At 64.6% G+C, this 24,771-nt stretch carries 18 protein-coding genes; 15 read left to right on the top strand and 3 right to left on the bottom strand.

From position 1 onward, the window contains the following. Position 1: 1 nt before the first annotated feature. Entirely contained in the window at positions 2-952 is a 951-nt protein-coding gene (locus LQG66_RS00185; protein WP_231322066.1) for a glycosyltransferase family 2 protein, read from the bottom strand. Between the two features lie 141 nt (positions 953-1,093). Here LQG66_RS00185 and LQG66_RS00190 point away from each other — a divergent pair, with 141 nt between their 5' ends. Next, entirely contained in the window at positions 1,094-3,151 is a 2,058-nt protein-coding gene (locus LQG66_RS00190) for a right-handed parallel beta-helix repeat-containing protein (protein WP_231322068.1), read from the top strand. 43 nt (positions 3,152-3,194) lie between these two features. Here the strand turns inward: LQG66_RS00190 and LQG66_RS00195 are convergent, their stop codons facing one another. After that, on the bottom strand, positions 3,195-4,664 hold the full coding sequence (locus LQG66_RS00195) for an O-antigen ligase family protein (protein WP_231327640.1): 1,470 nt from the start codon (positions 4,662-4,664) through the stop codon (positions 3,195-3,197). Between the two features lie 211 nt (positions 4,665-4,875). Between LQG66_RS00195 and LQG66_RS00200 the strand changes: the two genes are divergently transcribed. From LQG66_RS00200 to LQG66_RS00210, 3 genes are all read left to right on the top strand, one after another. After that, on the top strand, positions 4,876-6,081 hold the full coding sequence (locus LQG66_RS00200) for a WecB/TagA/CpsF family glycosyltransferase (RefSeq protein WP_231322071.1): 1,206 nt from the start codon (positions 4,876-4,878) through the stop codon (positions 6,079-6,081). Between the two features lie 260 nt (positions 6,082-6,341). Continuing rightward, positions 6,342-7,373: an OpgC domain-containing protein gene (gene opgC, locus LQG66_RS00205; protein WP_231322073.1), complete on the top strand. Its 1,032-nt coding sequence runs from the start codon at positions 6,342-6,344 to the stop codon at positions 7,371-7,373. Positions 7,374-7,540: 167 nt separating this feature from the next. Beyond that, complete coding sequence (locus LQG66_RS00210; RefSeq protein ID WP_231322077.1) at positions 7,541-7,753, top strand: hypothetical protein; 213 nt, start codon at positions 7,541-7,543, stop codon at positions 7,751-7,753. 29 nt (positions 7,754-7,782) lie between these two features. Here LQG66_RS00210 and LQG66_RS00215 read toward each other — a convergent pair whose 3' ends face one another. Then, positions 7,783-10,143, bottom strand: a complete 2,361-nt coding sequence (locus LQG66_RS00215; protein WP_231322079.1) for a polysaccharide biosynthesis tyrosine autokinase — start codon at positions 10,141-10,143, stop codon at positions 7,783-7,785. A 454-nt stretch (positions 10,144-10,597) separates the two neighbouring features. On the opposite strand from LQG66_RS00215, the gene LQG66_RS00220 reads away from it, so the two are divergent. From LQG66_RS00220 to LQG66_RS00270, 11 genes are all read left to right on the top strand, one after another. Then, the gene (locus tag LQG66_RS00220; protein ID WP_231322081.1) at positions 10,598-11,323 is read left to right on the top strand and encodes a response regulator; all 726 of its coding nucleotides are present in this window, start codon (positions 10,598-10,600) and stop codon (positions 11,321-11,323) included. Further along, entirely contained in the window at positions 11,323-12,705 is a 1,383-nt protein-coding gene (locus LQG66_RS00225) for a sensor histidine kinase (protein WP_231327641.1), read from the top strand. Before LQG66_RS00220 ends, LQG66_RS00225 begins: the two co-directional genes overlap by 1 nt. 306 nt (positions 12,706-13,011) lie before the next feature. Then, positions 13,012-14,262, top strand: a complete 1,251-nt coding sequence (locus LQG66_RS00230; protein ID WP_231322083.1) for an ABC transporter substrate-binding protein — start codon at positions 13,012-13,014, stop codon at positions 14,260-14,262. Positions 14,263-14,385: 123 nt separating this feature from the next. Beyond that, complete coding sequence (locus LQG66_RS00235) at positions 14,386-15,210, top strand: helix-turn-helix transcriptional regulator (protein WP_231322085.1); 825 nt, start codon at positions 14,386-14,388, stop codon at positions 15,208-15,210. 204 nt (positions 15,211-15,414) lie between these two features. After that, positions 15,415-16,425 carry a branched-chain amino acid ABC transporter permease gene (locus LQG66_RS00240; RefSeq protein ID WP_231322087.1) on the top strand — a complete coding sequence of 337 codons (1,011 nt, stop codon included), beginning with the start codon at positions 15,415-15,417 and terminating at the stop codon, positions 16,423-16,425. Between the two features lies 1 nt (position 16,426). Then, positions 16,427-17,515 (top strand): branched-chain amino acid ABC transporter permease, encoded by a 1,089-nt coding sequence (locus LQG66_RS00245; RefSeq protein WP_425601274.1) that lies wholly within the window; start codon positions 16,427-16,429, stop codon positions 17,513-17,515. Next, the gene (locus LQG66_RS00250) at positions 17,508-18,290 is read left to right on the top strand and encodes an ABC transporter ATP-binding protein (RefSeq protein ID WP_231322089.1); all 783 of its coding nucleotides are present in this window, start codon (positions 17,508-17,510) and stop codon (positions 18,288-18,290) included. The genes LQG66_RS00245 and LQG66_RS00250 overlap by 8 nt, the downstream gene beginning before the upstream one ends. Beyond that, entirely contained in the window at positions 18,283-20,502 is a 2,220-nt protein-coding gene (locus LQG66_RS00255) for an ABC transporter permease (RefSeq protein ID WP_231322091.1), read from the top strand. The genes LQG66_RS00250 and LQG66_RS00255 overlap by 8 nt, the downstream gene beginning before the upstream one ends. Before the next feature lie 3 nt (positions 20,503-20,505). Further along, positions 20,506-21,351: a phosphoenolpyruvate hydrolase family protein gene (locus tag LQG66_RS00260; RefSeq protein WP_231322093.1), complete on the top strand. Its 846-nt coding sequence runs from the start codon at positions 20,506-20,508 to the stop codon at positions 21,349-21,351. A 75-nt stretch (positions 21,352-21,426) separates the two neighbouring features. Next, positions 21,427-24,324, top strand: coding sequence for a flotillin family protein (locus LQG66_RS00265; RefSeq protein WP_231322096.1), 2,898 nt, complete (start codon positions 21,427-21,429; stop codon positions 24,322-24,324). A gap of 6 nt (positions 24,325-24,330) precedes the next feature. Next, complete coding sequence (locus LQG66_RS00270) at positions 24,331-24,768, top strand: SRPBCC family protein (RefSeq protein ID WP_231322098.1); 438 nt, start codon at positions 24,331-24,333, stop codon at positions 24,766-24,768. Positions 24,769-24,771: the final 3 nt, after the last annotated feature.

Raw genomic sequence — 24,771 nt, forward strand, 5'->3', positions numbered from 1 at the left:
GTCACCGGCTCTCTGCAACGGGGTGGCTCGCCTGCCAGAGCCGGGCTCGCTCCGCGTTGACCCGCGCCGTGGCGGCGCGCTTGCCCAGGCGCAGGCAGGTTCGCTGATAGGCGCGGAGGAAACGTCGGAACTCGAGATCGTCGTAGCGGGGCAGGCCCTTCAGCCAACTCCGGAAATAGCCCCACAGCATCGCCATGCTGCCGATCAGCGCGGGATAGGCGGGAAGGTGATACACCGCCACGGCGAGATGATAGAGCGGCGACGTTCCCATGAAGTACTGGCCGAAGCCCTTGCGCAGGCGACCCGTCCAGATGCCGTTGTGACTGGCGCCCTGGGGCCGCAGATGGACGAAGCGCAAGGCTTCGGTGTCGACGCTCTCGGCGATCCAGCCGAGCATGCGGCAGCGGTGGCAGTCGATGCCGTCCCACATGACCTGGCGGACGAAGCCGCCGATCTCCTTGAAGCAGGCGACGCGGTAGAACTTGGTCATGCCGACCGACATCTCGTCGCCGCAGATCTCCGGCTCCAAGGCGCCGGTCTGCGGATGAACGAACCACGGCTTTCCAGACGTGGTCCCAATCCGCGGATCGCCTTCCATCCGCTCCATCAGCAGTTCGAAGTAGCGCGCGGGCAGATCGAGGTCCATGTCGAGCTTGCAGACGTAGTCGAAGTCCTCCAGCTGCACGGTATCGAGGCCGGCATAGAAGGCCTCGATGACGCCCGGGCCGACCTTGCGTCCGCCGCGATCGGCGCGACGCACCACCCGCAGGTAGGACAGTCGCCGCGCGTATTCTTGGAGAATCGCCGGCGTCTCGTCGCTCGATCCGTCGTCGACGACGATCCACAGCGCGGGGGGCACCGATTGCGCCGCGACGCTGTCCAGCGTCCGACGGAGATATTGCGCCTCGTCCCGACAGGGCGAGATGAGCAGGTAGCGCCGCGATGGGGTCACGTATCAAATCCTTTGCCGAGAGCCGGGAGACGGACGCTGCGCGTGTCGCGCGAGCCTCGCCGTCCCTCTCGGCTTTCAATAAATTAAATAATGATTTAATATCATGTCATGGCCCATGTCAAAATAATCACGAGTTTAAATATGGCCTCTGCTTCGCGGGCGTTCTCTGCCGGCAAAGGCCGGCTTGGGGCGCCGCCATCCGGCCCGGGCTGGGTTCGGGCTTGCGGCGAGCGGATCAGGACCTTCTGCGCGGCGGGGCTGGCTCTGCTGATTGCTCATGGCCCCGTCAATGGGGGCGCCGGAGCCGCCGATACACAGCCATCGCCGCCACGCGCCAGCCTGCTGCCCGCAGATCGCATGACGGCCTGGACTCCGGGCCTGATGTCCGCCGGCGGCATTCCGATCCGCACCACCATCTACCGGACGCTTTCTCCCGGCGGCGGGGACGATGCAGGCGCGATCCAGGCTGCGCTGAACAGTGCGCCTGCGGGCCAGGTGGTGATGCTCAGCCCCGGCACGTTCATCGTCAACGAGCCCGTGCTGATCAACCGCTCGATCACATTGCGCGGCTCGGGTGCCGGCACGACGAGGTTGGTGAAGCCGAACGGCGCACGCGCCAGAACGTCTGCGGTCATTGCCGGTACCAGGGGGATCCAGGCGCCCGTCGATCCCGGCTCGTACGGCCATGATCCGAAGCCCGTCATCATCGTCGGCCCCTCCAGGTGGAATAATGGCCCTGACAGCACGGCGTCCCAGAACCTGCTGGCGGATGGCGCTCAGGGAACGACGACCGTGACGGTGGCCAATGCGGCGGCTTTCAAGGCCGGTGATTTCGTTCTGCTCGACGAGGCTTCAGGCGCGTCCTGGCAACCCACGCCCGCGGGTTTTCCGGGCGGCGCGCGGGTCTGGCAGGGCGATCGTGTCGCCTGGAACATGCATGATCCGGTTCAGCCCGGAGACGACAATGGCGCGTCCGATGTCGGAGGTCCGTATGATGACAAACCTGGCGTGCTGCCGAAATCCATGTCGTGGTTCGGGCGAACCGACCGGGCGACCGCCGAAATCAAGGAGATCGCATCGATCGCGGCATCGACGGTCACGTTCACGTCGCCGCTGACGATCGGCTATCGCGCAAGCCACCAGGCGCAGCTCACGCCCTACAGCACTGATCCGAACAGCGGCGGCCACGCCGGCAACAAGCTGGACATTCACGTTGCCAAGGCCGGCGTGGAAGATCTCAGCATCATCGGCGGAGCGGACGGTGCGTTGAGATTTGAAACCGCCACCTATTCATGGGCCAAGGCCGTCGAAGTGACACAATGGCTCGGCGAAGGCGTGGCGATCGACAACTCGTTCCGGGTCGAGCTCCGCGACTCCTATATTCACGCGGGCTCGTGGCCCCAGCCTGGCGGAGCCGGATACGCGATCAGCCTTGCAGCGGGCTCTTCGGACGTTCTGATCGAAAACAACATCCTCGTCGACGTCTGCAAGAACATGGTGTTCCGGTCATCCGGAGCCGGCAGTGTCGTCGCCTACAATTATGCCGATGACTCCTTCGATTTCGACAATCCGGGCTGGGTCGAGGTTGGCATCAATGCATCGCACATGGCCGGCTCGCACCATGTGCTGTTCGAAGGCAATCTGTCCCACAATGCCGACAGCGACTATACCCATGGCAACGCGATCTATCTGACGTTCTTCCGCAACCACCTGACGGGGCAGCGCCAGCGCTTCGTCGACCGAGCCGGTCTCCGGGCCGTGGGTCTGGCGTATGGATCGTGGTGGGATTCGTTCGTCGGAAACGTGCTGGGACGCCCGGGACGGATGAGCGGCTGGAACTACGACGATCCATCCATGGGGATGAATGCCGCGATGTGGGGCAATGGTGGCGTGGGCAACGTCTGGATGCTTGGCTATGATCCCGAGCGATGGACAATGACGCCGGATCGGAAGACGCTGGAAACGGTCATTCGCGGCGGCAACTTCGACTATCTGACCAACAAGCTGGTGTGGACGGAGCGCCTGCAGGCGCAGCCGCTTCCGGCCTCGCTCTATCTGACCGCCAAGCCCGGCTTCTTCGGCCACTATCAATGGCCCTGGGTCGATCCCGCGGGCGACACAAAGCTGCATATGCTGCCGGCCAAAGCCAGGCTCGACGCAGGTACGCCGTTTGCCGCGGCGCCGGGCGCTACGCAATAGACCCGTTGCGGCCGAAAGCGTTGAATTTAGACGGTGGTGCCGGTCAGAACCGGACGCCCAGGCGAGGGCGCCACGTCGATCGTGAGCGGCCAAAACGGACGGGTCTCGTGGGCGCCGGTTGATAGGTGGGCATGCTCAGCTGCGACCTGCGCCAATATCGGGCAGCCTCGACGGTGACGAGCACAAAGACGACCCAGGACACGTCGAAGGCGCGCAGCCACAACGTCTCGAGGAAATTGTAGATCATGACAAACAGGGCGACGGACAGCAGGATCCACGCGCGCTTGTAGTCGTAGTTCATCACGCGCCCGATGACATGAACGGTGGTGACGAGAAAGACGACCAGGAAGGCGAGGCCGACATAGCCCAGTTCCAGAATTGCGTCGTAATAGCCGTTGTGCGAGTTCGGCATGCCCTTCACCCAGCCGGGCGCCTCGGTCACGCTCGGCGCATCCGCTCCGACGAGCCAGAAGCTCTGATACCCCCATCCCAGGAGCGGCCTTTGCGCGATCTCGGTTTCCGAGAAGCTCCATATCGTCGTGCGACCCGTGAAACTGGAATCCCCGGTCAGCAGATAGGCGATGCGGCTGGTGCTGAAGCCGGCGAGCTGGCAGAACAGGTAGTAGCAGAGAACCATTGCTGCCAGAATCAGCACCGGAGCCATCCGGGATGTCTTCGCGATCAGCAGTGTCAGGGCGGCCAGAACCGGCGCAACGAGCGCGAGACCCAGCGCGGTCTTGGAGTTGCTGTGGAAGATCAGGACCACCGCCGCAACGGCCACGATGATCCCCAGCGCACGACGGTGACCGGCATGGAGCAATTCGTGCACGGACAGCAGAAATGCGATCGCAGCAAACTCCCCCAGCAGGTTCTTGCCCGAGAAATAGCCCTGGTAGCCGATGTCGACCAGCGTCGCGCCATACTGCGCGAGCGTTGCGTATCCGCCGGGTATCAAGAGGACATTCAGGATCACGCCGACTGCGAAACATAGGAAGACCCCGCGCAGGATGTCCGCGCTCGGGCGCGACAACAGAGCGGGCAGCACGACGGCCGTGAGCACCATCGCTTCCTGCACGAAGCGGACGATGGTGAATTCGGGTTTGAGCGCCCACGCGGCGCTGGCGCCGGCGAACGCGAAATAGGCGCCGAGGCCGATGATATTCGGCGGGAAAGCCGGCCGGCGACTGCGGGACATACGTTGTGCCACCACGGCGAGGGTGACGGCGGCCAGGGCCGGCCAAAAAACCCGGTTCTCCGTGCGACTTTCCAGCAGACCCTGCAGCCCAGGAGACGGCGGAAAACTGAAATAGATCAGCGGCTGAATGACGGACGAATAGGCAAATGCCAGCACCGGGATCAGCGCGCAGATGTCGAACGTCCCCGCAGAACTCCGCGGCTCGGCGGATGTGAAAGTCGTCGCTGGAATTCCGGGCATTCGCGGCTCTGTTTCAAATATCAGAATTGAACCTTCGGCGAGCCGGTCCGGCTCTAGCCGGATAAATCCTACCCGCATGTTCAATTAAATAAAAGCGCTTAACGGTACGCGCGGCTGCCAGTCGCCGTAAATATGTTCGCTTATCCACAAATAAACCGTATTAAATAAATCATATGATTTAAATTAAATAGCGTAATTTGAGCCGCCCCTTCTGGTCAGGCGGGAGCCGCGGCAGGCGTCCGCGACCCGGCAGCCTCGTGCGGCGGGGCAGATTGAGGGAGAGCTGTCGATGCTGACCACGCAGGAATTGCAGGAGGCTGGACGCTCATATTATCGCACGGGCCGCTCCGGCGCTGGCCGCGACCGATCCGAGGTCGAAGCGCCAAGGGCCGAAGTGGCGGTTCCCGACGATCTGTCTCGCGATGTCTACTGTGTCCTCGGCATACCGATCGACGCCATCGGAATGCGCGGCGTCCTGCACCGCATCCGGGACGCCGCGCGGCGCAAGACACGTCTTCTCATTTCTACTCCCAATCTCAATTTTCTGGTCGCGAGCCAATCCAACAGGAGCTTCAGGGAGTCGCTGATCCTCAGCGACCTCTGCACCGTCGATGGCATGCCGGTCGTCTGGATCGCCCGGCTCATCGGGATCCCGATCAAGAGCCGGACGGCAGGCGCTGATATCTTCGAGGCCCTGAAATCCGATGTCGGTTCGGCGCATTCGCTGGGAGTCTTTCTGTTCGGGGGCCCGGAAGGTGCCGCCGAGCGAGCCGCCGGGACTCTGAACAGGCTGGACGGCGGGCTGAGATGCGTCGGCTGGTCGAACCCCGGTTACTGCTCGGCCGAGGAATTGAGCCGCGATCACATCATCGAAGAAATCAATGCGAGTGGCGCCGACTTTCTGGTTGCTTCGCTGAGCAGCCTGAAAGGCCAATCATGGCTCCAGCGTAATCATCAGCGCCTCCAGATTCCGGTTCGCGCTCACCTGGGCGCCGCGCTCAACTTCCAGGCCGGTACGGTCAAGCGCGCTCCTCCAATTCTGCGAAAGCTGGGATTTGAGTGGCTGTGGCGCATCAAGGAGGAGCCCTATCTTTGGCGGCGGTACTGGAACGATGGGACGGCGATGTTGCGCCTGCTGCTCACCCACGTGCTGCCGTTCGTGCTCTGGACCTGGTGGATGCGGCGGACGCATGAACGGGGGGAAGCCCTGACCATCACGCAGGACTACGGTTCGCGGGCGGTTACGCTCAGCCTTTCAGGGCCGGCCGATGCGCGGCACGTGCACAGGGCCGTTCCGGTCTTCCGTACAGCGGCCGCGTCGCACAAACGGATCGTGCTCGATTTATCCAACGTCTGCGCCATCGACGCGCGCTTCCTTGGATTGCTGCTGATGCTGAGGAAGCAATTGGAAGCGCAAGGCTGTGTTGCGACATTCGTGGGCGTCTCGCCGCTGATGGCGAGAATATTCCGCTTCGGCGGACTGGAGCTGCAATGATCTTCGGCTTCTGCACCGACGAAGGCCGGCCAGCTCGCGCCTCTTTCAGAGCCATCGCTTTGTCGATCCGTGCAGCCGCGGCGTCCGTCACCGCTGCTCACAGCGCTACGACGGCGCCGAGCCATCGTTGGCGAAATGTTCCGGCGGTTCGTCTGTCCCGGCACGCTTCCAATTTGGAAGGGCCCGGCGGGCTGATTGGCGAAACCCCGCTTTTCGGCTGACCACTTTTCACAAAGCGGTTGGTGTTCGGAGAATCAGCGTTGGACGCTTCAGGCCAAAAACGGCGCGAAGTCCTGATCGACTTCTATCGAAGCTGCTCGATGCTGTTCGTCTTCTACCATCACACCGCGAATGTATTTCCGGATTCCATCGACCTGTTCACGAAGTTCAATCCCTTCGCTGAATTGTTCATCGCGATTTCGGGGTTCATGGTCGGGTTCGTCTATCTCCACAAGGACAGCTATCGGCCTCTGCTTGTCCGCGGGCTGAGAGTCCTCGCCGCCTATTTCGTCGTCTCGGTCCCGGTCGCGATCGGCATGGCGGTGCTCGGCAAGAAGCGCGAACCGGTGGGGCAGGCGATCTTGGACGTCCTGACGTTCCAGTCCGAGCCGACTGCTATCACCATCCTGAAGTTCTATGGGCTGACGTTCCTGCTGCTGCCGTTGATTCTCCCGGCCTTCAAGCGGAATAGGCTCGTGGTGCTGGCGCTGTCGGCCTCGATCTTTGTGGTCTGCACCTGGTTCGCCAATACGAAGGCTCTCGCGTTCGAGAATCCGGCAGCGATTCTGTTGCTGTTCTCGTTGCAGGCGCAGCTGTTTCTCATCCTGGGCACCTGGCTCGGAGACCTGCATCGATCCAACCGTCTGATCGGCCGGCCGTTCTACACCGTGATAGGCGCGATCTTCGTCTTCGGACTGTTGCTCGACGGCTACCTCGGGTTTCCCAGCAACGGGGAAAAGTATCCCTATCGGTTCGACAAGCTCGTCAACCTGCTTTGGACGCTGCCGCTGCTGTTGGCGCTGTTGTGGGCCGCATTCGCGAACACCAGGCACTGGCCGGCGGTCGCACTCATCCTCAATGTGGGCCAGAATTCGCTGGTCGCGTTCCTGGGATCGGAAGTCGTGCGCCAATCGGTCAAGTTGGCGCTCCTGATGGGGGGAATTCACCCGCAGGTCTACGGTCAGACCGTGGCGGGTCTCCTCGACGTGGTCCTGGTGACAATGATGCTCTGGCTCTATCGGGCGCACTGGCAGCGTCGGGATCCGGTGTTGCACCCGCTCGGTAGCCGATAGGCGGCCTTATCCCGGACGGAGTGTTGCCCCGCTGCGCTTGCTTGAATCGTTCCGACCGGCTTAGCTCTCCGCTAACCAATACCGGATAGCCTCTCGAACCGCCGAGGAGGCAAGGATCGATGTGGGTGATAGCGCTTCATCTTGGTGCCGGAGTGGTTGCAGGTGCGATGTTCACTGTTCGCACGCTGCTGGCCCTGGTCGCGATCAATCTCGTCGAATGCCTTGCTGCTTCGATAACCGGCGGGTTGTCAGCCGCGCTGTACCTGGCTGCAGGTCTGGTCGCCGTTCAGGTCGGCTATCTCGCCGGCATGTATCTGCGCAGCGCACTGGAGCGCGCAGGGATCGCGCATCCTTCGATCCGGCCCGAGCATCAGCGCTGATCTTTTCGAGGCGAGCACCCGAAGACGACCTACTCGGCCATGACGCTGCCGTAACGGGCATAGTATTCGTGGTTGTAGTAGTCGCCGAAATGATAGGCGTAGCGCTTCAGGGCCTTCATGTCGGTCTTGTTGAGCACGACGCCGAGAAGGGCGTCGTAGACGTTCGGCGCGGTGTTCAGCGCATGCTCCACGACCTCGGCGGTCGTGCGTCCCCATTCCACCACGAGGACGAAGCTGTCGAGCAGTGCCGAGATGGCGCGCGCGTCGACCACGGGCGCAAGCGGCGGGAGATCGACGATGACGTAGTCGTAGGCTTCGCGCAGCTGCTCGAACAGCTTTCTCGTCCGGTCATTGGACAAAACGTCGCTCGTATCGGATTGTGCGGCACCCTTTCCGGGCAGGAAATGCAGTCCCGACACCGGGTCGGTCCAGACGGTGTCTTGGAGGGACCGCACGCCTGTCAGGATGTCGATGATGCTTCCGCCGGCCTCGGGGGCAAGAGCGGCCGAAAGCGACGGATTCCTCAGGTCACAGTCGACCACGATGACCCGTTTGCCCGTGTTCGCGATGAGCTGGGCGAGCGACGCCGCTATCATCGATTTGCCCTCGTTCGGCAGCGCGGACGTCAGTCCGAAGACCTTGCGCGACGTTCGGCTCGGATCCTGATCGATCGCAACTTTCAGCGAGCGGATCGATTCCGCGAAACGGGATGACGGCATGGCCGTCGCCGCCCAGCACGTCCCGGCGCTCCTCGACAGCGTGCGTTGAGGACAGTCCCCGCCAGGCTTTGCCGTGGCGCGGGCCGCTTCCCGGGTGACCCGGGTCACTTCGCCCTCCTTGAGGAGGGGGACGACCGAGAGGCAGGGGAGACGCAGACGGTCTTCGACCTGGGACGTCGTTCGAAAGCTGCGGTCTCTCATTTCCGCCAACAGTCCAAGTCCGCCGCCCAGCGCAAGTCCGCCGAACAGGCCGACCGCCATCAGCAGGATGGATTTCGGCTTGGTCTTCTTTTTCGGCGGTGTCGCCGGCGAGATGACGCGCGCCTTCGCAATCGGAAATGAGTCCTGCTGGACGGAGCCCATATAGCGCTGCAGGAAGCCGTCATAAAGGGCGCGATATCCTTTGGCGCTGGTCTCGAGTTCGCGGATGCTGACCTCCGCGGCCCGCGTATCGTGGGACTGTGCCACAGCCTGCGCCAACTGCTTTTCGACTTCCTGCTGCTGTTGCTTGGCTTCGGCGTAATCGTGCCGGGCGACGTCGGCGAGGCGCCGCACTTCGTCGAGGATCGCCTGGCGGATGCTCTTCATCGTGGCCCGGATATTGATCACCGCCAGATGGTCGTTGCCGTATTTGGCGGAATATTCATATTCCCGCTTGGCGTTTTCGAGATATTGCTGGCGCAGGCTGTTGATGATCTGCGTGCTGTTCGAGTTGCTCAGCGACAGGCCGTCGGGCGGGTTGAGATTGCCGCTGAGCTCGGCCGGAGAAAAGTCCGAAACGGTCCCGATGCTCTCCAGCGGAGCGTCGACATTGCTCTGGACAAGCATTTCGTCGAAGCGGTTCAGCCGGGTCATGAGCGAGGCCGTGTGGGTGCGGGCTGCCACCAGCCGGTTGGTGAGCTCGGTGACCTGCTGTTGGTCCATGAACTTGCCGTCGGCCGAGATGATGTTGTGTCTGCTTTTCAGGTCGTTCACCGCGCGCTCGGCTGCGGTCGCGTCGTTGCCCAGATCCTGCAGGCGCTCATGCAGCCAGGCCGTTACGGTTCGGTGCTCGTTGGTGTCCGCCTTCAACTGCTGATCGAAGTATTCCTTGACGATCGCGTTGGCGATCATCGCCGCTCGTTTCGCGTCACTGGCGCTGAACTCGACTGCAACGACGGCGCTGGTACCGATCCTGTAGGCCTGCATCCGGCGCTGGAACTCTTCGAGCAGATCGTCCGTCGACGGAGCGTCCGACTCGGTCGGCGCCGCGCTCACGAGCCTGCGGACAGCCTCCAGCGCATTGTGAAGCGGGCTGGCCTTGCCGTTGAAATCGGGGTCATCGGCGAGGCTGAGCCTGCTGATGACCGAGCTTGCAATCGTCTTCGATTTCAGGATCTCGATCTGGGATTCCATGTCGAGCGGCGTCTCGTCCGAGGACGATTGCGGCTGAACGACCGGGGCCTTCATGTTGCCGAGAATGATCTTCACGTCCGCCGTATAGGATGGCGGTGCGATCTTCAGAAGAACAAAGCTGGCCGCAAGCGAGAGCACCGTGGTGATCGCAATCACCAGATAGCGTCTTCGCAGAAAGCCGAGCGCCAGATTGAACGGGCCGGGGCCGTTACGCTCCCAACCGTGGTCCTGTTGAGGGCTGTAGGCAAGCGTGCTCGTGTTTGGGTTGTGCAGCATGGTTATGAAACTTCACTGGTTGCGGACGCACGAGGCCGTCCGGCGGGCTGCCAAAACGAGGATATGATTTTCTGGGCCATAAATGGTCTGGAGCGCAGGTCATTTAATTTATATTAAATTTAATTTTTTGCAGCAAGTGTCTCCGTGAATTAAATATCGTGGATGAACGAGCAAGGTTTCGGCCCGGCGGCCGTCTCCGTCTCGCGGCCATCGCCCCGGTCGGTCGGGATGGCGGCGCCGTAACCCGGGCGCCATGAGCCGGGCACCGTGACTTGGGCACCGTGACTCGGGCGCCAAGACTTGGGCGCCAAGACTTGGGCGCCTCGGTTCGTTGTCCTGCCCCGGATGCACCGTCGATGTGGCTCGGTCTCGAAGGTTGGCCGTCTCGTAACGGTGTGTAACAGCCGGGCGCGGCCCATTGCCAAGCGGAATGTTTTGGGCATCAGTCGTGGCGATGAGCATGCCTGCGGCCACGCTTCTGATGGTGGAGGACGACCCGGAGATCAGCCGGCTCGTCAGCGATTTCATGCGCCGGGAAGGGTTCGAGATCGAGGTCGCGGACACGGCGGCGGTCATGGACGCCGTGCTGCGGCGGCTGCGACCAGATCTCATCATTCTCGACCTGATGCTCCCCGGCGAAGATGGGCTCTCGATCTGCCGCCGCCTGCGGCAGACGGACAATGTTCCCATCCTGATCTTGTCGGCGAAGAGCGACGAGATCGACCGCGTGGTCGGCCTGGAGCTCGGGGCCGATGACTATCTGACCAAGCCGTTCGGCCCGCGCGAACTGCTGGCGCGGGTCCGGGCCCTGCTGCGGCGCGCGCAGACGGGCCCGCAGCGCGCCGTCAGCCGCCGCTTTGCCTTCGACCGCTTCGTGCTCGATGTCGATGCGCGCAGCATCGACGTCACCGGCACCGCGCTCGACGCATCGATACAGCTGACCTCGGCGGAGTTCGACCTGCTTGCCTGCTTCGTGCAGCGGCCGCGACGCGTGTTGAGCCGCGACCAGATCCTCGATTGGACGCGCGGCCGTTCCGCCGACCCGTTCGATCGTACTGTCGACATGCTGATCTCGCGGCTGCGGCGCAAGCTCGAGGCGGCCAGCCCAGGGTCGAGCCTGATTACCACCGTGCGCAACGGCGGGTATCTGTTCACGGCGACGGTGAGGCCGGTGTCGTGATGATGCGGCTGACGCTCGCGATGCGCATCGGTCTGATCGTCGTCATCGGGTTGCTGGTGATCTGGATCGGAACATTGGCGCGCTTTTATCGGACGCGCAGCGCCGATATGGAGGATGCCTATCTGCAGCCGGCGCGGCTCGCCGCGCTGGCCGAACTCATCGAGCGGACGCCGGGTCGCGAGCATGGCCGGATCCTCGACGCGGTGTCCTCGGACCGCTTCGTGGTTCGGCTGATCGATCCTGACGCGGCGCTGCGGCTGCCGCGGAGCGATCCTGGACCGATCGCCATCAAGCCGGAATTGCGGGAGGCCTATGCCGGAGCGCTCGGCGGGCGCCCTCTGGCGATTGCGACGGTCCCGGAGCCGGAAGGCCGGTGGATGCCGCGGCTCGCACGCGCGTCGCAGAATGCCCTGGAGTTTCGCGTCGGACTGAACGGCGGCGACGTCCTCGTCATCGATTCCCGATCCTCGCTGGTCCTGACACAGCAGGGCCTGCCGATCGGGTTGGGCGCAGGCCTGTTCGGAACGGTGGTCGCGCTGCTGGCGCTCCTGATCATGCAGCGCGAGACGCGGCCGCTGGCGCGCCTCGCGGCTGCGGTCGACCGGGTCGATCTCGCGGGAGCGCCGGTGCCGTTACCCGATGTGCGGCGCAACGCCCCCGAGGTTCGGGCGGTCGTCACCGCATTCGGGCGGCTGCAGGACCGGCTGGCCGAGCTGATGCAGGCCCGCATGGCGCTCGTCGGCGGCATCGCACATGACGTGCGCACCTTCGCGACGCGGCTCCGGTTGCGGGTCGACCAGATTCCGGATGACGCCGAGCGGCAGCGCGCGGTGGTCGACATTTCCGACATGATCCGGCTGCTCGACGATGCGCTGCTGGCGAGCCGTGCGGGCGCCGGCGAACTGCCGCAGGAGCTCATCGCCTTCGGCGAACTGGTCCGTGCCGAGATCGACGATCGCCTGGCACACCAGGCACCCGTACGGCTCGAGGACCAGAGTGGCGCGCGTGAGCTCCTGGTGCTCGGTGACCGCGTCGCACTGCGTCGGATCATCGCCAACGTGGTCGACAATGCGCTCAAATACGGACAGCTGGCGCATGTTTCGCTGCGAAGCGAGGCTGAGCAACTGGTGTTCATGGTCGACGACGACGGACCCGGCATTCCCGCCGACAAGCGCAAGGCGATGCTGGAGCCGTTCACCAGGCTGGACACGTCGCGCAACCGCCGGACTGGTGGGGCAGGGCTTGGGCTGGCGGTGGTACGCACCCTCGTGGAGGCGCATCGCGGCAGTATCGAGATCTGCGACGCACCGCGCGGCGCGCGCATCGTGGTGCGGCTGCCGCTGTTCCTCGATGGGTTGACCGTCGCGGACGCTCGCGGCTGAAACGATATCGTCGCGCCGACGGCGTCGCCATCCGCATCAGGGCCGTCGCACTGTCCGCGTACAACGCGAGCAACGACCCGTCGCCCAGCTATTGCGTTGCATCATGCAAAATGAGACTGCCCGTCAAGGTCGGAGCGTAGACCACGCACGCGTCGCCCACGCCATCGGATAGCCTTCCATGTAGATCGTGGCTCACCAGCAATCTGCAAACTGCAGGTGCGCTCAGGAAAGTCCACGACGAGGCCAGCAACGACTGGCCGGCACAATTCGGGTGCTTCGGTCATTGGCGACAAAGGGAGGAGTTCGATGGTCATGCGACGAGTGGGGTTTGCTGCGCTCACGGCATTGCTGCTGGCAGGCACGGCCTCTGCCCAGGAGAAGATCAGGGTCGGCGTCACCGCGACGCTCGAGGGCACCTACACGGTGCTCGGCGAGGACGGCATGCGCGGTCACGTGACCGCGGTCAACGTGCTCGGCAAGAAGATCGGCGACAAGGAGCTGGAATTCGTCGTGGCCTCGACCGACGCCACGCCCGACTCCGCGGTGCGCGCCGTGCGCAAGCTGATCGAGCAGGACAAGGTGCAGATCCTGCTGTCGCCTCTATCCGGCGACGAGGGCATCGCGGTCAAGAATTTCGCCAAGACTCATCCTGAGCTGACCTTTGTCAATGCTGCCTCCGGCGCGCAGGAGACCACCTATGTGGATCCGGCGCCGAACTTCTTCCGCTTCAACATGGATGGCGCGCAATGGCAGGTCGGCCTCGGCAAATATGCCTACGAGACCAAGGGCTATCGTAAGATCGCAACGGTCGGCGAGGATTACTCCTTCATCTATACCCAGGTGTTCGGGCTGGTGCTGGAGTTCTGCGGCGCCGGCGGCAAGGTCACGAACCGGCAATGGGTGCCCCTCGGAACCAAGGATTTCGCCTCCGTGATCGCAGCGCTTCCTGACGATGTCGATGCGATCTATCTCGGTCTCGGCGGTGCCGACGCCGTCAACTTCCTCAATCAGTATCAGCAGGCCGGCGGCAAGGCGCACCTGATGGGTGGCTCGATCATGATCGACCAGACCATTCTGTCGTCGAAGGGCAGCGCCAAGAATGCCCTGATCGGAACGATTGCAGCGTCGGGCCAGGCCGATACCTGGGAGGACCCGCGCTGGCAGAAATTCGTCAAGGCCTATCAGGACTCGTTCCCGCCGGAGAAGCGGTTCCCGAGCCCGTCGCTGCTCGCCACCAACTACTACGGTTCGACCATGGCGCTCATCCTGGCGCTGCGGGAGGTCAACGGCGATCTGTCGAACAACCAGGCCAAGCTCAAGGAGGCGCTGGCCAAGATCGAGATCGATGCGCCCAACGGCAAGATCAAGCTCGATTCCAATCGCCAGGCGATCGGAACCAACTTCGTCACCGAGGTCGTCGACGACGGCAAGGGTGCGCTGTTCAGCAAGGTCGTGAAGGTGATTCCTGACGTCAGCCAGACGCTGGGATACGAACCGGCTGCATTCGCCAAGATCGGTCTGCCGAGCCGGACCGTTCCCGAATGTAAGAAGTACTGACCAATTCGTCGCTCGCGGTCGGCGCGGCTGGAGTTCGCTCCGGCCGCGTCGTCTCGTCTCTTGCAATATCCGGGACGATGATCGACGCTGAGGCAAGAACAGAAACAATCGGGGGCGGAAGTGATGAGTAAGGCTCTCGCCGTCTTCCACGGGCGTTTCGGCCGAGCGACAGTCTATCAGTTGAACCGTCCGTTCAACATCCACGCGCATCGTGAGGGACATCTGATCTTTCACGTCGGCGGGACACCGGCCCATATCGACGTCTGCGACCAGCGCTATCTGATCGGCGACGAGTGGATCGTTGCGGTCAATCCGTGGGAACCGCACAATTTCATGCCGAACGATTCTGACAACGGAGCCATTTTCTTCGTGCTCTACGTCAATGCCGAATGGTTTTCGCCGTCGGCGGCGCGCGAGCAGGGCCCCTGGTTTGGCCGTACTTATTTCCGCAGGACCGTTGCGCTCGACCGCTGCATTCGCCGCACCGCAGCACTGGTCTGCGGTGCGCCATCGCTGGGCTGCCTCGACGGCGAACTGCGGCAGCTGATCGATACCTGTTATGAGGAGAGCTGGCGGTTATCCGAGCCGCTCCAGCAGCGCGCCTGTGCTGCCGTCACCGATTTCCGCGTTCGCAAGTGCATCCGGTTGATGTCGGAAAGCCCTTGCGCGGAGATCGAGCTCGATTCCATCGCCAAGGAGTCCGGTTTGTCGCGACCGCATTTCTATCGCCTGTTCCGGCATCAGACCGGGGTCACGCCGAACCTCTATTTGAACACGCTGCTGATGGAGCGGGCGCTGGACGCGCTGGTCGCGACGGAGTCGCCGATCGCCGACATCGGCTTCGATCTCGGCTTTTCCTCACAGAGCGGCTTCACACGCTTCTTCGCGGCCAATGTCGGGATGGCGCCGACCGACTATCGCCGCGCTGCAAAAGTGCTGCGGGCCTGACGCGTCGGGCTGCTTGCCCTGGTGGGAAAAGATACTGTCGATCAAACGTACGCTCTTGTCTGCCGCTACACTGGGCAGAACGTGATCCGGCAAGGGGTCCAGCAAGGGAGGACGAGCGATGGCCGGCAGACGCGGCGGTCTTCGGCTGCATGCGGGACACCGCGATCGTGACAGCGCAGTGCTCCTCACACGGAGGGGCGACGCGTGAGTCGGTTGATCGAGCGCCACCCGATCTGGTCGCTGGTCATCCTGCTGGCCATCGCGATCCTTGCCTGGCTCATTCTTGCGGTGTGGCCGCCTGGACTCGAAGAGGCCATCGGCCGCAAGAAGGTGTTCCTCAACGCGGTCTTCAACGGCATCACGCTCGGTGGCCTGTACTTTCTCGTCGCCAGCGGCTTCACATTGATCTTCGGCCTGATGCGGAACGTCAACCTCGCTCACGGCTCGCTTTATCTGTTTGGCGGCTATATCGGTTACGGCATCTCCACCGCGACCGGCTCCTGGATCCTAGCCTTCCTCGCCGCTTTCGTCCTCGTCGCAATCGTTGGCGTGTTGCTGCAGGTCCTGGTGTTCCGCCGCATGGAGGGGCAGGACCTGCGCCAGACCATGGTGACGATCGGGCTTTCGATCGTGTTCGCGGACCTGATGTTGTGGGCGTTCGGCGGTGACTTCTACCAGGTCCAGACGCCGGCCTGGCTGATCGGGCCGATCCAGCTGCCGCTGATGACGGCGATGAAGTCGTCGGGTGAAGCGGTGTTCCTGCAATATCCGCTGGGGCGGCTGGTGATCTTCTGCGGCTCGGTGGTGATCGGCGTTGCGATGTGGCTCGCGCTCAACCGCACCCGCGTCGGCATGATCGTACGCGCCGGTGTTGACGACCGCGACATTCTCGCCGCCACGGGCGTACAGATCCAGCTCGTGTTCGTGCTGGTGTTCGCGCTGGGCGCAGGCCTCGCCGGCATTGCCGGCGTCGTTGGCGGAACCTTCCAGTCGATCTCGCCTGGCGAGGACACGCGCTTCCTGCTGGCCTCGCTCGTGGTCGTGATCGTCGGCGGCATGGGATCGATTCCGGGTGCTGCGTTGGGGGCGCTGATCATCGGGCTCGCCGAGCAGCTCGGCTCCGTCTACATCCCGACCTACGCGATCGTCGTGACCTTCCTGATCATGGTTCTGGTGCTGGCGCTGCGGCCCCAGGGCCTGCTGGCGAGGCGATGAGATGTCGCTGATCCAGGAGGCACGGGCGCGGGACGGCATGCTGGCAGGGGACGCTGTACGGCAACCCGCTGTGTGGTCGGTGACAGAGCAGCCCTGGGCCTGGGCGGTGGCGGCCTTGCTTCTGATCATGCCGCTGATCGCCAACGGCTTCTTCCTGATCGAGATCTTCGGCACGACGCTGATCCTCGGCACCATCGCGCTGAGCCTGATGTTTCTCGCCGGCTATGGCGGCATGGTCAGCCTGATGCAGCTGACGGTCGCAGGCTTCGCCGGATACATGGTGGCGGTGTTCGGCGTCAGCGGCAACGCCAATATCAGCCTGGGCTGGCCGTGGTGGCTGGCGACGCCGATGGCGCTCGTGCTCGCCGTGCTGTTCGGTGCGCTGGGTGGCGCCCTGGCGGTGCGGACTGAGGGCATCTACACGATCATGATTACGCTCGCGATCGGCGCGGCGTTCTATTACTTCACCAACCAGAACTGGGCGATCTTCAACGGCCATACCGGCATCAACACGGTCGCGACCCCGCATATCCTGGGGATCGACTGGCGCATGGACATTGCGTTCTATTACCTGATCCTGGCGGTGGCCGCGCTGTGCTATTGCGCCGTGCTCTATCTGTCGCGCGCCCCGTTCGGCTTGGCGCTGCAGGGCGTGCGCGACAATCCGCGACGCATGGCGGCGCTCGGCTTCAACGTCAATGCGCATCGGATCGCCGCCTATGCATTCGCCGCGCTGATCGCCGGGCTGGGCGGCGTGCTGCAGGTCTGGAACTACCGGCAGATTTCGCCGGGCTCGGTCGCGGTCGAGCGCTGCATCGACATTCTCATTGTGGCGGTTGTCGGCGGAATCACGCGTCCGGTCGGACCCTACATCGGCGCCTTCATCTTCGTGATGCTGCGAACCTTCGCGCTCGACTTCCTGGTCAAGGTCGGGCTCGACGGCAACAGGTTCCGGCTGCTGATCGGGCTCGGCTTCCTGGCCATCGTATTCTGGTCGTCCGACGGCGTCATCGGACTCTATGAGCGGTGGCGCAAGCGTGGCCAGCTTGCCGAGCCGCGGAAGCCCTCGGGAGGTCATGGCCATGGATAGGGTGGCGGACCGGCTCTCGGCGCTTGGCTCGACCGCAGCCCTCGAACTGCGCGGTGTGACGCGGATGTTCGGCGCGCTGGCGGCCCTCACCGACGTGACCATCACGGTCAGGCCCGGCGAGCGGCGCGCCGTGCTGGGCTCGAATGGCGCCGGCAAGACCACCTTGTTCAATTGCGTCACCGGCGACTTCCTTCCGACCTCCGGCACGATCCGCTTCTTCGGCGAGGACATCACCGCCTTCCCGGCCTATGAGCGGATCCGGCGCGGGCTGCGCCGGACCTACCAGATCTCGGCGTTGTTCCTCGGCCTGTCGGTGCGCGACAATGTCTATCTGGCCTGCCGTGGCGTGTCGCGTTCGCGCTTCTCGATGCTGCGGCCCCGCGCCAACGACGCGCTGATGCAGGCGACCGAGCGCCTGATCGAAGCCGTGCATCTGACCGCGGTACGCGATCAGCTGGTCTCGGAGCTCGCTCATGGCCAGCAGCGTCAGCTCGAGATCGCGCTCGCGCTGGCCGGCGCGCCACGCTTCATCCTGTTCGACGAGCCGGCGGCGGGCCTGTCACCGACCGAGCGCCGTGAACTGGTGGAAATCCTGACGTCGCTGCCGCCGCACATCGGCTACATCATCATCGAGCACGACATGGACGTGGCGCTGCGCGTGGTCGAGAGCGTGACGATGATGCACAATGGTCGGATCTTCAAGGAAGGCGCGCCGCACGAGATCGAATCCGATCCGGAGGTGCAGGAGCTCTATCTCGGAGGCGGCCATGAATGATATCCGCCGCACCGCTCCTGCGCTCGAGGTTCGCGGCCTCGACGTGTACTACGGCCATTCGCATGCGCTGCAGGGCGTCGATCTCCGGCTCGACAGCGGCGTGTTCTCGCTGGTCGGCCGCAACGGCATGGGCAAGACGACGCTCTGCAAGGCCATCATGGGCTTGCTGCGCGCCTCGGGCGGCACGGTGCGCCTGCGCGGCGAGGACATTACGAGACTCAATCCGGCGCGCATCGCCCGGCTCGGCGTCGGCTATGTGCCGCAGGGACGGCGTCTCTGGCGCTCGCTCAGCGTCGACGAGCATCTGCGGCTGGCGGGGGGCATGCGCCGCGGCGCCTGGACCGTCGAGCGCGTCTACGAGACGTTTCCGCGATTGGCCGAGCGCCGAAGCAATGGCGGCGCCCAATTGTCCGGCGGTGAGCAGCAGATGCTGGCGATCTCGCGCGCTCTGTTGACCAACCCGCAGCTCCTGATCATGGACGAGCCGACCGAGGGGCTGGCGCCGGTGATCGTCGCCCAGGTCGAGGAGATGCTGATCCGTCTCGGCCAGGACGGCGACATGGCGGTGCTCGTCATCGAACAGAACATCGGGGTGGCCACCGCGATCTCCCGTCAGGTCGCGATCATGGTCAATGGTCGTATCAACCGCATCATCGACTCCGCGCGGCTCGCCGCCGATCGCGAGCTGCAGCAGCGCCTGCTCGGCGTCGGCCAGCATGCCGGCGACGACACCGACGTTCCATCCGGCGAGGATCAGGAAGCACCTGCCGCCAGAGCGGTGGCGCGGGCAATGCCATCCGCTGCGCCCGTCAGGGTCTACGTCTCCAACCCGGCGCTGCCGACGCGCTGGTCGCAACCGGTTCCGGTCGAGCTGATCGAGGCCAAGGCGCGCACGGTCTCCACGGGCGTCAACCGCCTCGGCGAGGCGACCCGCCAGAGTCGCGAGCGCGCACCGATGGTCGCGTCGGGGCCGCCGGCCGTGATCGTGGTCGGCACGCTCGACACCAAGGGCGACGAGCTGCGCTTCATCCGCGACATCGTTGCGGGCCACGGCCTGCGCACGCGGCTGGTCGATGTCTCCACCAGCGGACGCCATACGAGCTGCGATGTCTCGGCCCAGGAGGTCGCGCTCAATCACGCCCGAGGCGGTTCTGCCGTATTCGGCTCCGATCGCGGCGCATCGGTCACGGCCATGGCGGAGGCCTTCGCGCGCTGGCTGCGGCGGCAGGACAATGTCGCCGGCATCATTTCGGCGGGAGGCTCGGGAGGGACGTCGCTGGTTGCGCCCGGCATGCGCGAGCTGCCGATCGGTGTACCCAAGCTCATCATCTCCTCGGTCGCATCGGGTGACGTCGGCGCCTATGTCGGGTCCGCCGACATCGCGATGATGTATTCCGTCACCGACGTCCAGGGGCTCAACTCGATCTCGCGCGCGGTGCTGGGCAACGGCGCCAATGCCCTCGCCGGCATGGTGAAGGCGCGCCAGCAGCAGACTTCCGTTGATGATCGCGCGCGGCAGCAGCGGCCGGCGATCGGCATCACGATGTTCGGCGTGACCACGCCGGCGGTGCAGAAGATCACGGCGGAGCTGGGCCGTGAGTACGAGTGCCTCGTCTTTCACGCCACGGGCGTCGGCGGCCGGTCGATGGAGAAGCTGGTCGACTCCGGCATGCTCGCCGGCATTATTGACCTCACGACCACTGAGGTTTGCGACCTCCTGATGGGCGGCGTGTTTCCCGCCACCGAGGATCGCTTCGGCGCCATCATCCGTAGTCGCGTGCCCTATGTCGGCTCCGTCGGCGCGCTCGACATGGTGAATTTCGCTGCGCCCGAGACGATTCCGGAGCGCTACCGCGGCCGCAAGTTCCACGTCCACAATCCGCAGGTCACGCTGATGCGCACGACGGCCGAGGAGAATGCGCAGATCGGGCGATGGATCGGCGAGCGCCTCAATCGCATGGACGGGCCTGTCAGGTTCTTCCTGCCGGAGAAGGGCGTCTCGGCGCTCGATGCGCAAGGACAGCCGTTCTTCGATCGCGAGGCGGATGAGGCGCTGTTTCGCAGCCTCGAACAGACGGTGCGGCAGACCTCGAATCGGCGCCTGATCCGCGTGCCGCATCATATCAACGACGTAGAGTTCGTCGCGACGATCATCGGCGCCGTCAGGCCCATGCTGGGGCGGCTGCCGGCCCGGCGCAGACAGGCGAGGTGAGGGATGGCGAGATATGAACGCGCGCCGCTGCTGAAGAAGTTTCGCGACATGGTGCGCCGGGGCGTGCCGATCATCGGCGGCGGCGCGGGAACAGGGCTGTCGGCCAAATGCGAGGAGTCCGGCGGCATCGATCTCATCGTGATCTACAACTCAGGTCGCTATCGCATGGCCGGCCGCGGATCGCTGGCCGGGCTGATGGCCTATGGCGATGCGAACGCGATCGTGGTCGAGATGGCGAGCGAGGTGTTGCCGGTGGTGAAGAGCACGCCGGTGCTCGCGGGCGTCAACGGCACCGATCCGTTCCGCGACATGGACGTCTTTCTCGATCAGCTGAAGGCGCTCGGCTTCTCCGGCGTGCAGAACTTTCCGACCGTCGGCCTGATCGACGGTGTGTTTCGCGCCAATCTGGAGGAGACCGGCATATCCTTTGCGCTCGAGATCGACATGATCGGGCGCGCCCACGACAAGGACCTGCTGACGACGCCTTATGTCTTCAACGAGGCCCAGGCCACGGGGATGGCGATCGCGGGCGCCGACATCATCGTCTGCCATCTCGGGCTTACGACCGGCGGCTCGATCGGCGCCCAGACCGCGCCCAAGCTGGAGGACTGCCCGGACATGATCGATAGCTGGGCGTCGGCAGCGCTCAGCGTCAATCCGGAAATCCTGGTGCTGGCGCATGGCGGCCCGATCGCGGAGCCCGGCGATGCCGAGTTCATCATGAAGAACACTCGAAACTGTCATGGCTTCTACGGCGCATCGTCGATGGAACGGCTGCCGGTCGAGCGGGCGCTGACGGAACAGGTACGACATTTCAAGGCCATCAGCTCGCGGCCACGCCGCGTCTGAGGCGACAACAACAGATCCGACTGCGATGGCGCCCAGCGCCACGTTGGTCGGACACGAGACCGAGGGAGGAATGATATGTCCGGGGTTTTGATCGGTGAGCTGATCCTTTGGCTGATCGTCGCGATCATCGTCATCGTGGTCGCTGTCTACATCGTGAACTGGCTGTATCATCGGTCTTCGAAAGAGGTGTCTTTCGTCAGAACCGGCTTCCTCGGTGAGCGCGTCGTGATCAATGGCGGCGCGTTCGTGATGCCGTTCATCCACGACTACACCCCGGTCAACATGAACGTGCTGCCGATGGGCATCACGCGCTCCAAACAGGACGCCGTGATCACGCGGGACCGCATGCGCATCGATATCGAGGCGGACTTCTACGTCCGCGTGCAGCAGACGCGGGAGGCCGTGTCGATCGCGGCCGCGACACTCGGCCGGCGCACCCTCGAACCGGAAAAGCTGCACGCGCTGCTGTCCGGCAAGTTCGTCTCCGCTTTGCGCTCGGTCGCAGCCGAGATGACGATGGAGCAGATGCACGAGCAGCGCGGCGACTATGTCGGACGCGTCAAGGCGGCCGCCGCCGAGGCCCTGGCGCAGAACGGCCTCGAACTGGAGTCGGTCGCGATCACCGATCTGGACCAGACCGATCTCGAGTTCTTCAACCCGTCGAACCGGTTCGACGCCGAAGGCCTGACCCGGCTGATGGAGGACATCGAGAGCAAGCGCAAGCTGCGCAACGACATCGAGCAGGACTCGATGATCAAGATCCGCACCCGCAATCTGGAAGCCGAGCGCGAGGCCCTCGACATCGAGCGCGAGAGCGAGACGGCCCGGCTGGAGCAGGAGCGCGACATCGAGATGCGCCGCGCGCTGCAGCGGACGGAAGTGGCGCGCGAGCGGGCGCTGCGCGAGACCGAGGCCGAGCAGGCGCAGATCTCGGCGCGCGAGACGATCGAGAAGGCGCGCATCGCCAACGAGCTGGCGATTGCGGAGGCACGAATCGCGGCCGAGCGCGACACGCGGTCGCGGGAGATCGAGCGCACGCGGGCGGTCGAGGAACGTGAACTGCTCGCGCGCGAGGACATTGAGAAGGCGCGGATCGCCAACCAGCGCGCCATCGATGCCGCGCGGATCGAGTCCGAACGCGAGGTGCGCCAGCGCGACATCGAGCGGACGCGCACGATCGAGGAAGCGGAAATTGCGGCGCGCGAGGCGGTCGAGAAAGCGAAAATCCAGCAGGATCGCGCCGTCTCCGATGCGCGCATCGCCAACGACGAGGAGACGCGGCGCCGCGAGATCGAACGCACCCGGGCCGTCGAGCAGGCCGAGATCGCGGCGCGCGAGGCGACCGAAAAGGCGCGGATCGCGCAGACCATGATCGTCAATCTGGAGCGGATCAGCTCCGACGAGCGGACGCGCGCCTCCGAGATCGCACAGGTGCGCAACATCCAGGAGGCCGAGATCGCGGCGCAGAAGGCGGTCGAGGCCGCACGGATCGCGCGCGAGCAGGCGCTGTCGGCGGAGCGCATCGCGGCCGAGCATGCGACCCGCAAGCTCGAGATCGAGCATAACCAGGGCATCGAAATCGCCGGCATCGCTGCGCGCGAGGCGACGGAAGCGAGCCGCATCGGGCAGGAGGAGCGGGTCCGTGCGCTCGAGATCGCACGCATCAGGACCATCGAGGAAGCCGACATCGCCTCGCGCGAGGCGATCGAGGCGGCACGGATCGCGCAGGAGCTGGCGGTGGCAGCGAAACGCATCCACTCGGAGACGGAAACGCGGAGCCTCGAGATCGCGCGCACGGAAGCCGTCGAAGCCGCTGATCTGAAGCGGCGTGAGGCTGTGGAGCGGCGCCGCATCGAGGTCGATCTGGCGCTGGAAGCCGACCGCATCGCGTCCTCGCGCACCCGCGAGGTCCTCAACATCGACCAGAAGAAGGCGATCGAGCTGGCCGACGAGATCAGGGTGATTGAGCTCGCGGCCAAGCGCTCCGAGCGCATCGATGCCGACCGTCAGGTCAAGGAAGCCGAGATCCTGGCCCGCAAGCAGGTCGAGACGGCGGATGTGTCGCGCGAGCAGGCGCTGGAGGCAGCGCGGCTCGAACGCCGCCGCTCCATCGAGCAACTCGAGGTCGGCCGTGTCCAGGCGCTTCAGGAAGCCGAGATCGCCGCGCGCGAGGAAGTCGAGCGTGCGCGCATCGCCTCCGATCGCGGCTTGGACGAGGCCCGCATCGGGCGCGAACGCGAGTTGCGCAAGCTCGAGGTCAACCGTGAGAAGGATGTCGAGACCGCGCTGATGGAGAAGGCGATCGCGCTGTATCAGAAGTCGCTGGAGGAATCGGCCGCCAAGGTCGCCGCCGAAGAGGCGCGGACGCGCGCCACCGAGGCGACGGAGAAGGTGGTCACGGCGCGTGAGAGCGAGATCGCGCGGCGCCGCAAGACCATCGAGGTGCTGCTTGCCGAGAAACAGGCCGAGGAAACCAAGATCGCCGCGGGGGCCGAACGGGTCCGTGCGGCGGTCGAAGCCGAGGCTCAGAAGCTGCTCAACGAGGCCGAGAACGTGCTGACCGACCAGGCGCGCTACTCGCTGTTCCGGCGCAAGCTGCTCGACCGCATCGAGGGCATCGTGCGCGAGAGCGTCAAGCCGATGGAGAAGATCGAGGGCATCCGCATTCTTCAGGTCGATGGTCTCAACGGCCATGGCGGCAACGGCAATGGCGGGCGCAGTGCGACCGACGAGGTGATCGACTCCGCGCTGCGCTATCGCGTCCAGGCACCGCTGATCGATTCCCTGCTGGCCGACATCGGCGTCGAGGGCGGCAGCCTCGCTAAGATGCCCGGCCTGATCCGTGAAGCGCGCGACATGCAGGGAATCCGCAAGGACACTGCGGCCCGCAAGGACGCAGGCGGTGGAGGCGGCCCCGCTGACGGCGCGCCCTCTGAGCCGCCGGCCGACCGCGGCCCGCGCAAGAAGGGGTGAGGCGCCATGGCGAGGGTCTACATCTCCACCGTCGTGAGTGCTCGCAACGACCGGGTATGGGCGCGCGTCCGCGACTTCAACGGCCTGCCGAACTGGCATCCGGCGATCGCCGAGAGCCGGATCGAGGGCGGCGAGCCCGCCGACAAGATCGGCTGTGTCAGGGACTTCCGGCTGCGCAATGGCGACCGCATCCGCGAGAAGCTGCTCGGCCTGTCCGACTACGACATGTTCTGCACCTATTCGATCCTGGAATCGCCGATGGGGGTGTCGAACTACGTCGCGACCCTCAGGCTGACGCCGGTGACCGACGGAGACAAGACGTTTCTCGAATGGACCGCGGAGTTTGATTGCTCGCCCGAGCGCGAGGCCGATCTGGTCGCCTCGATCGGCGGCGGCGTGTTCCAGGGCGGCTTCGATGCGCTCAAGCGCGCGTTCGGAGGCTGAGCC

The sequence above is a fragment of the Bradyrhizobium ontarionense genome, from assembly GCF_021088345.1.
GTDB classification, from domain to species: Bacteria; Pseudomonadota; Alphaproteobacteria; order Rhizobiales; family Xanthobacteraceae; genus Bradyrhizobium; species Bradyrhizobium ontarionense.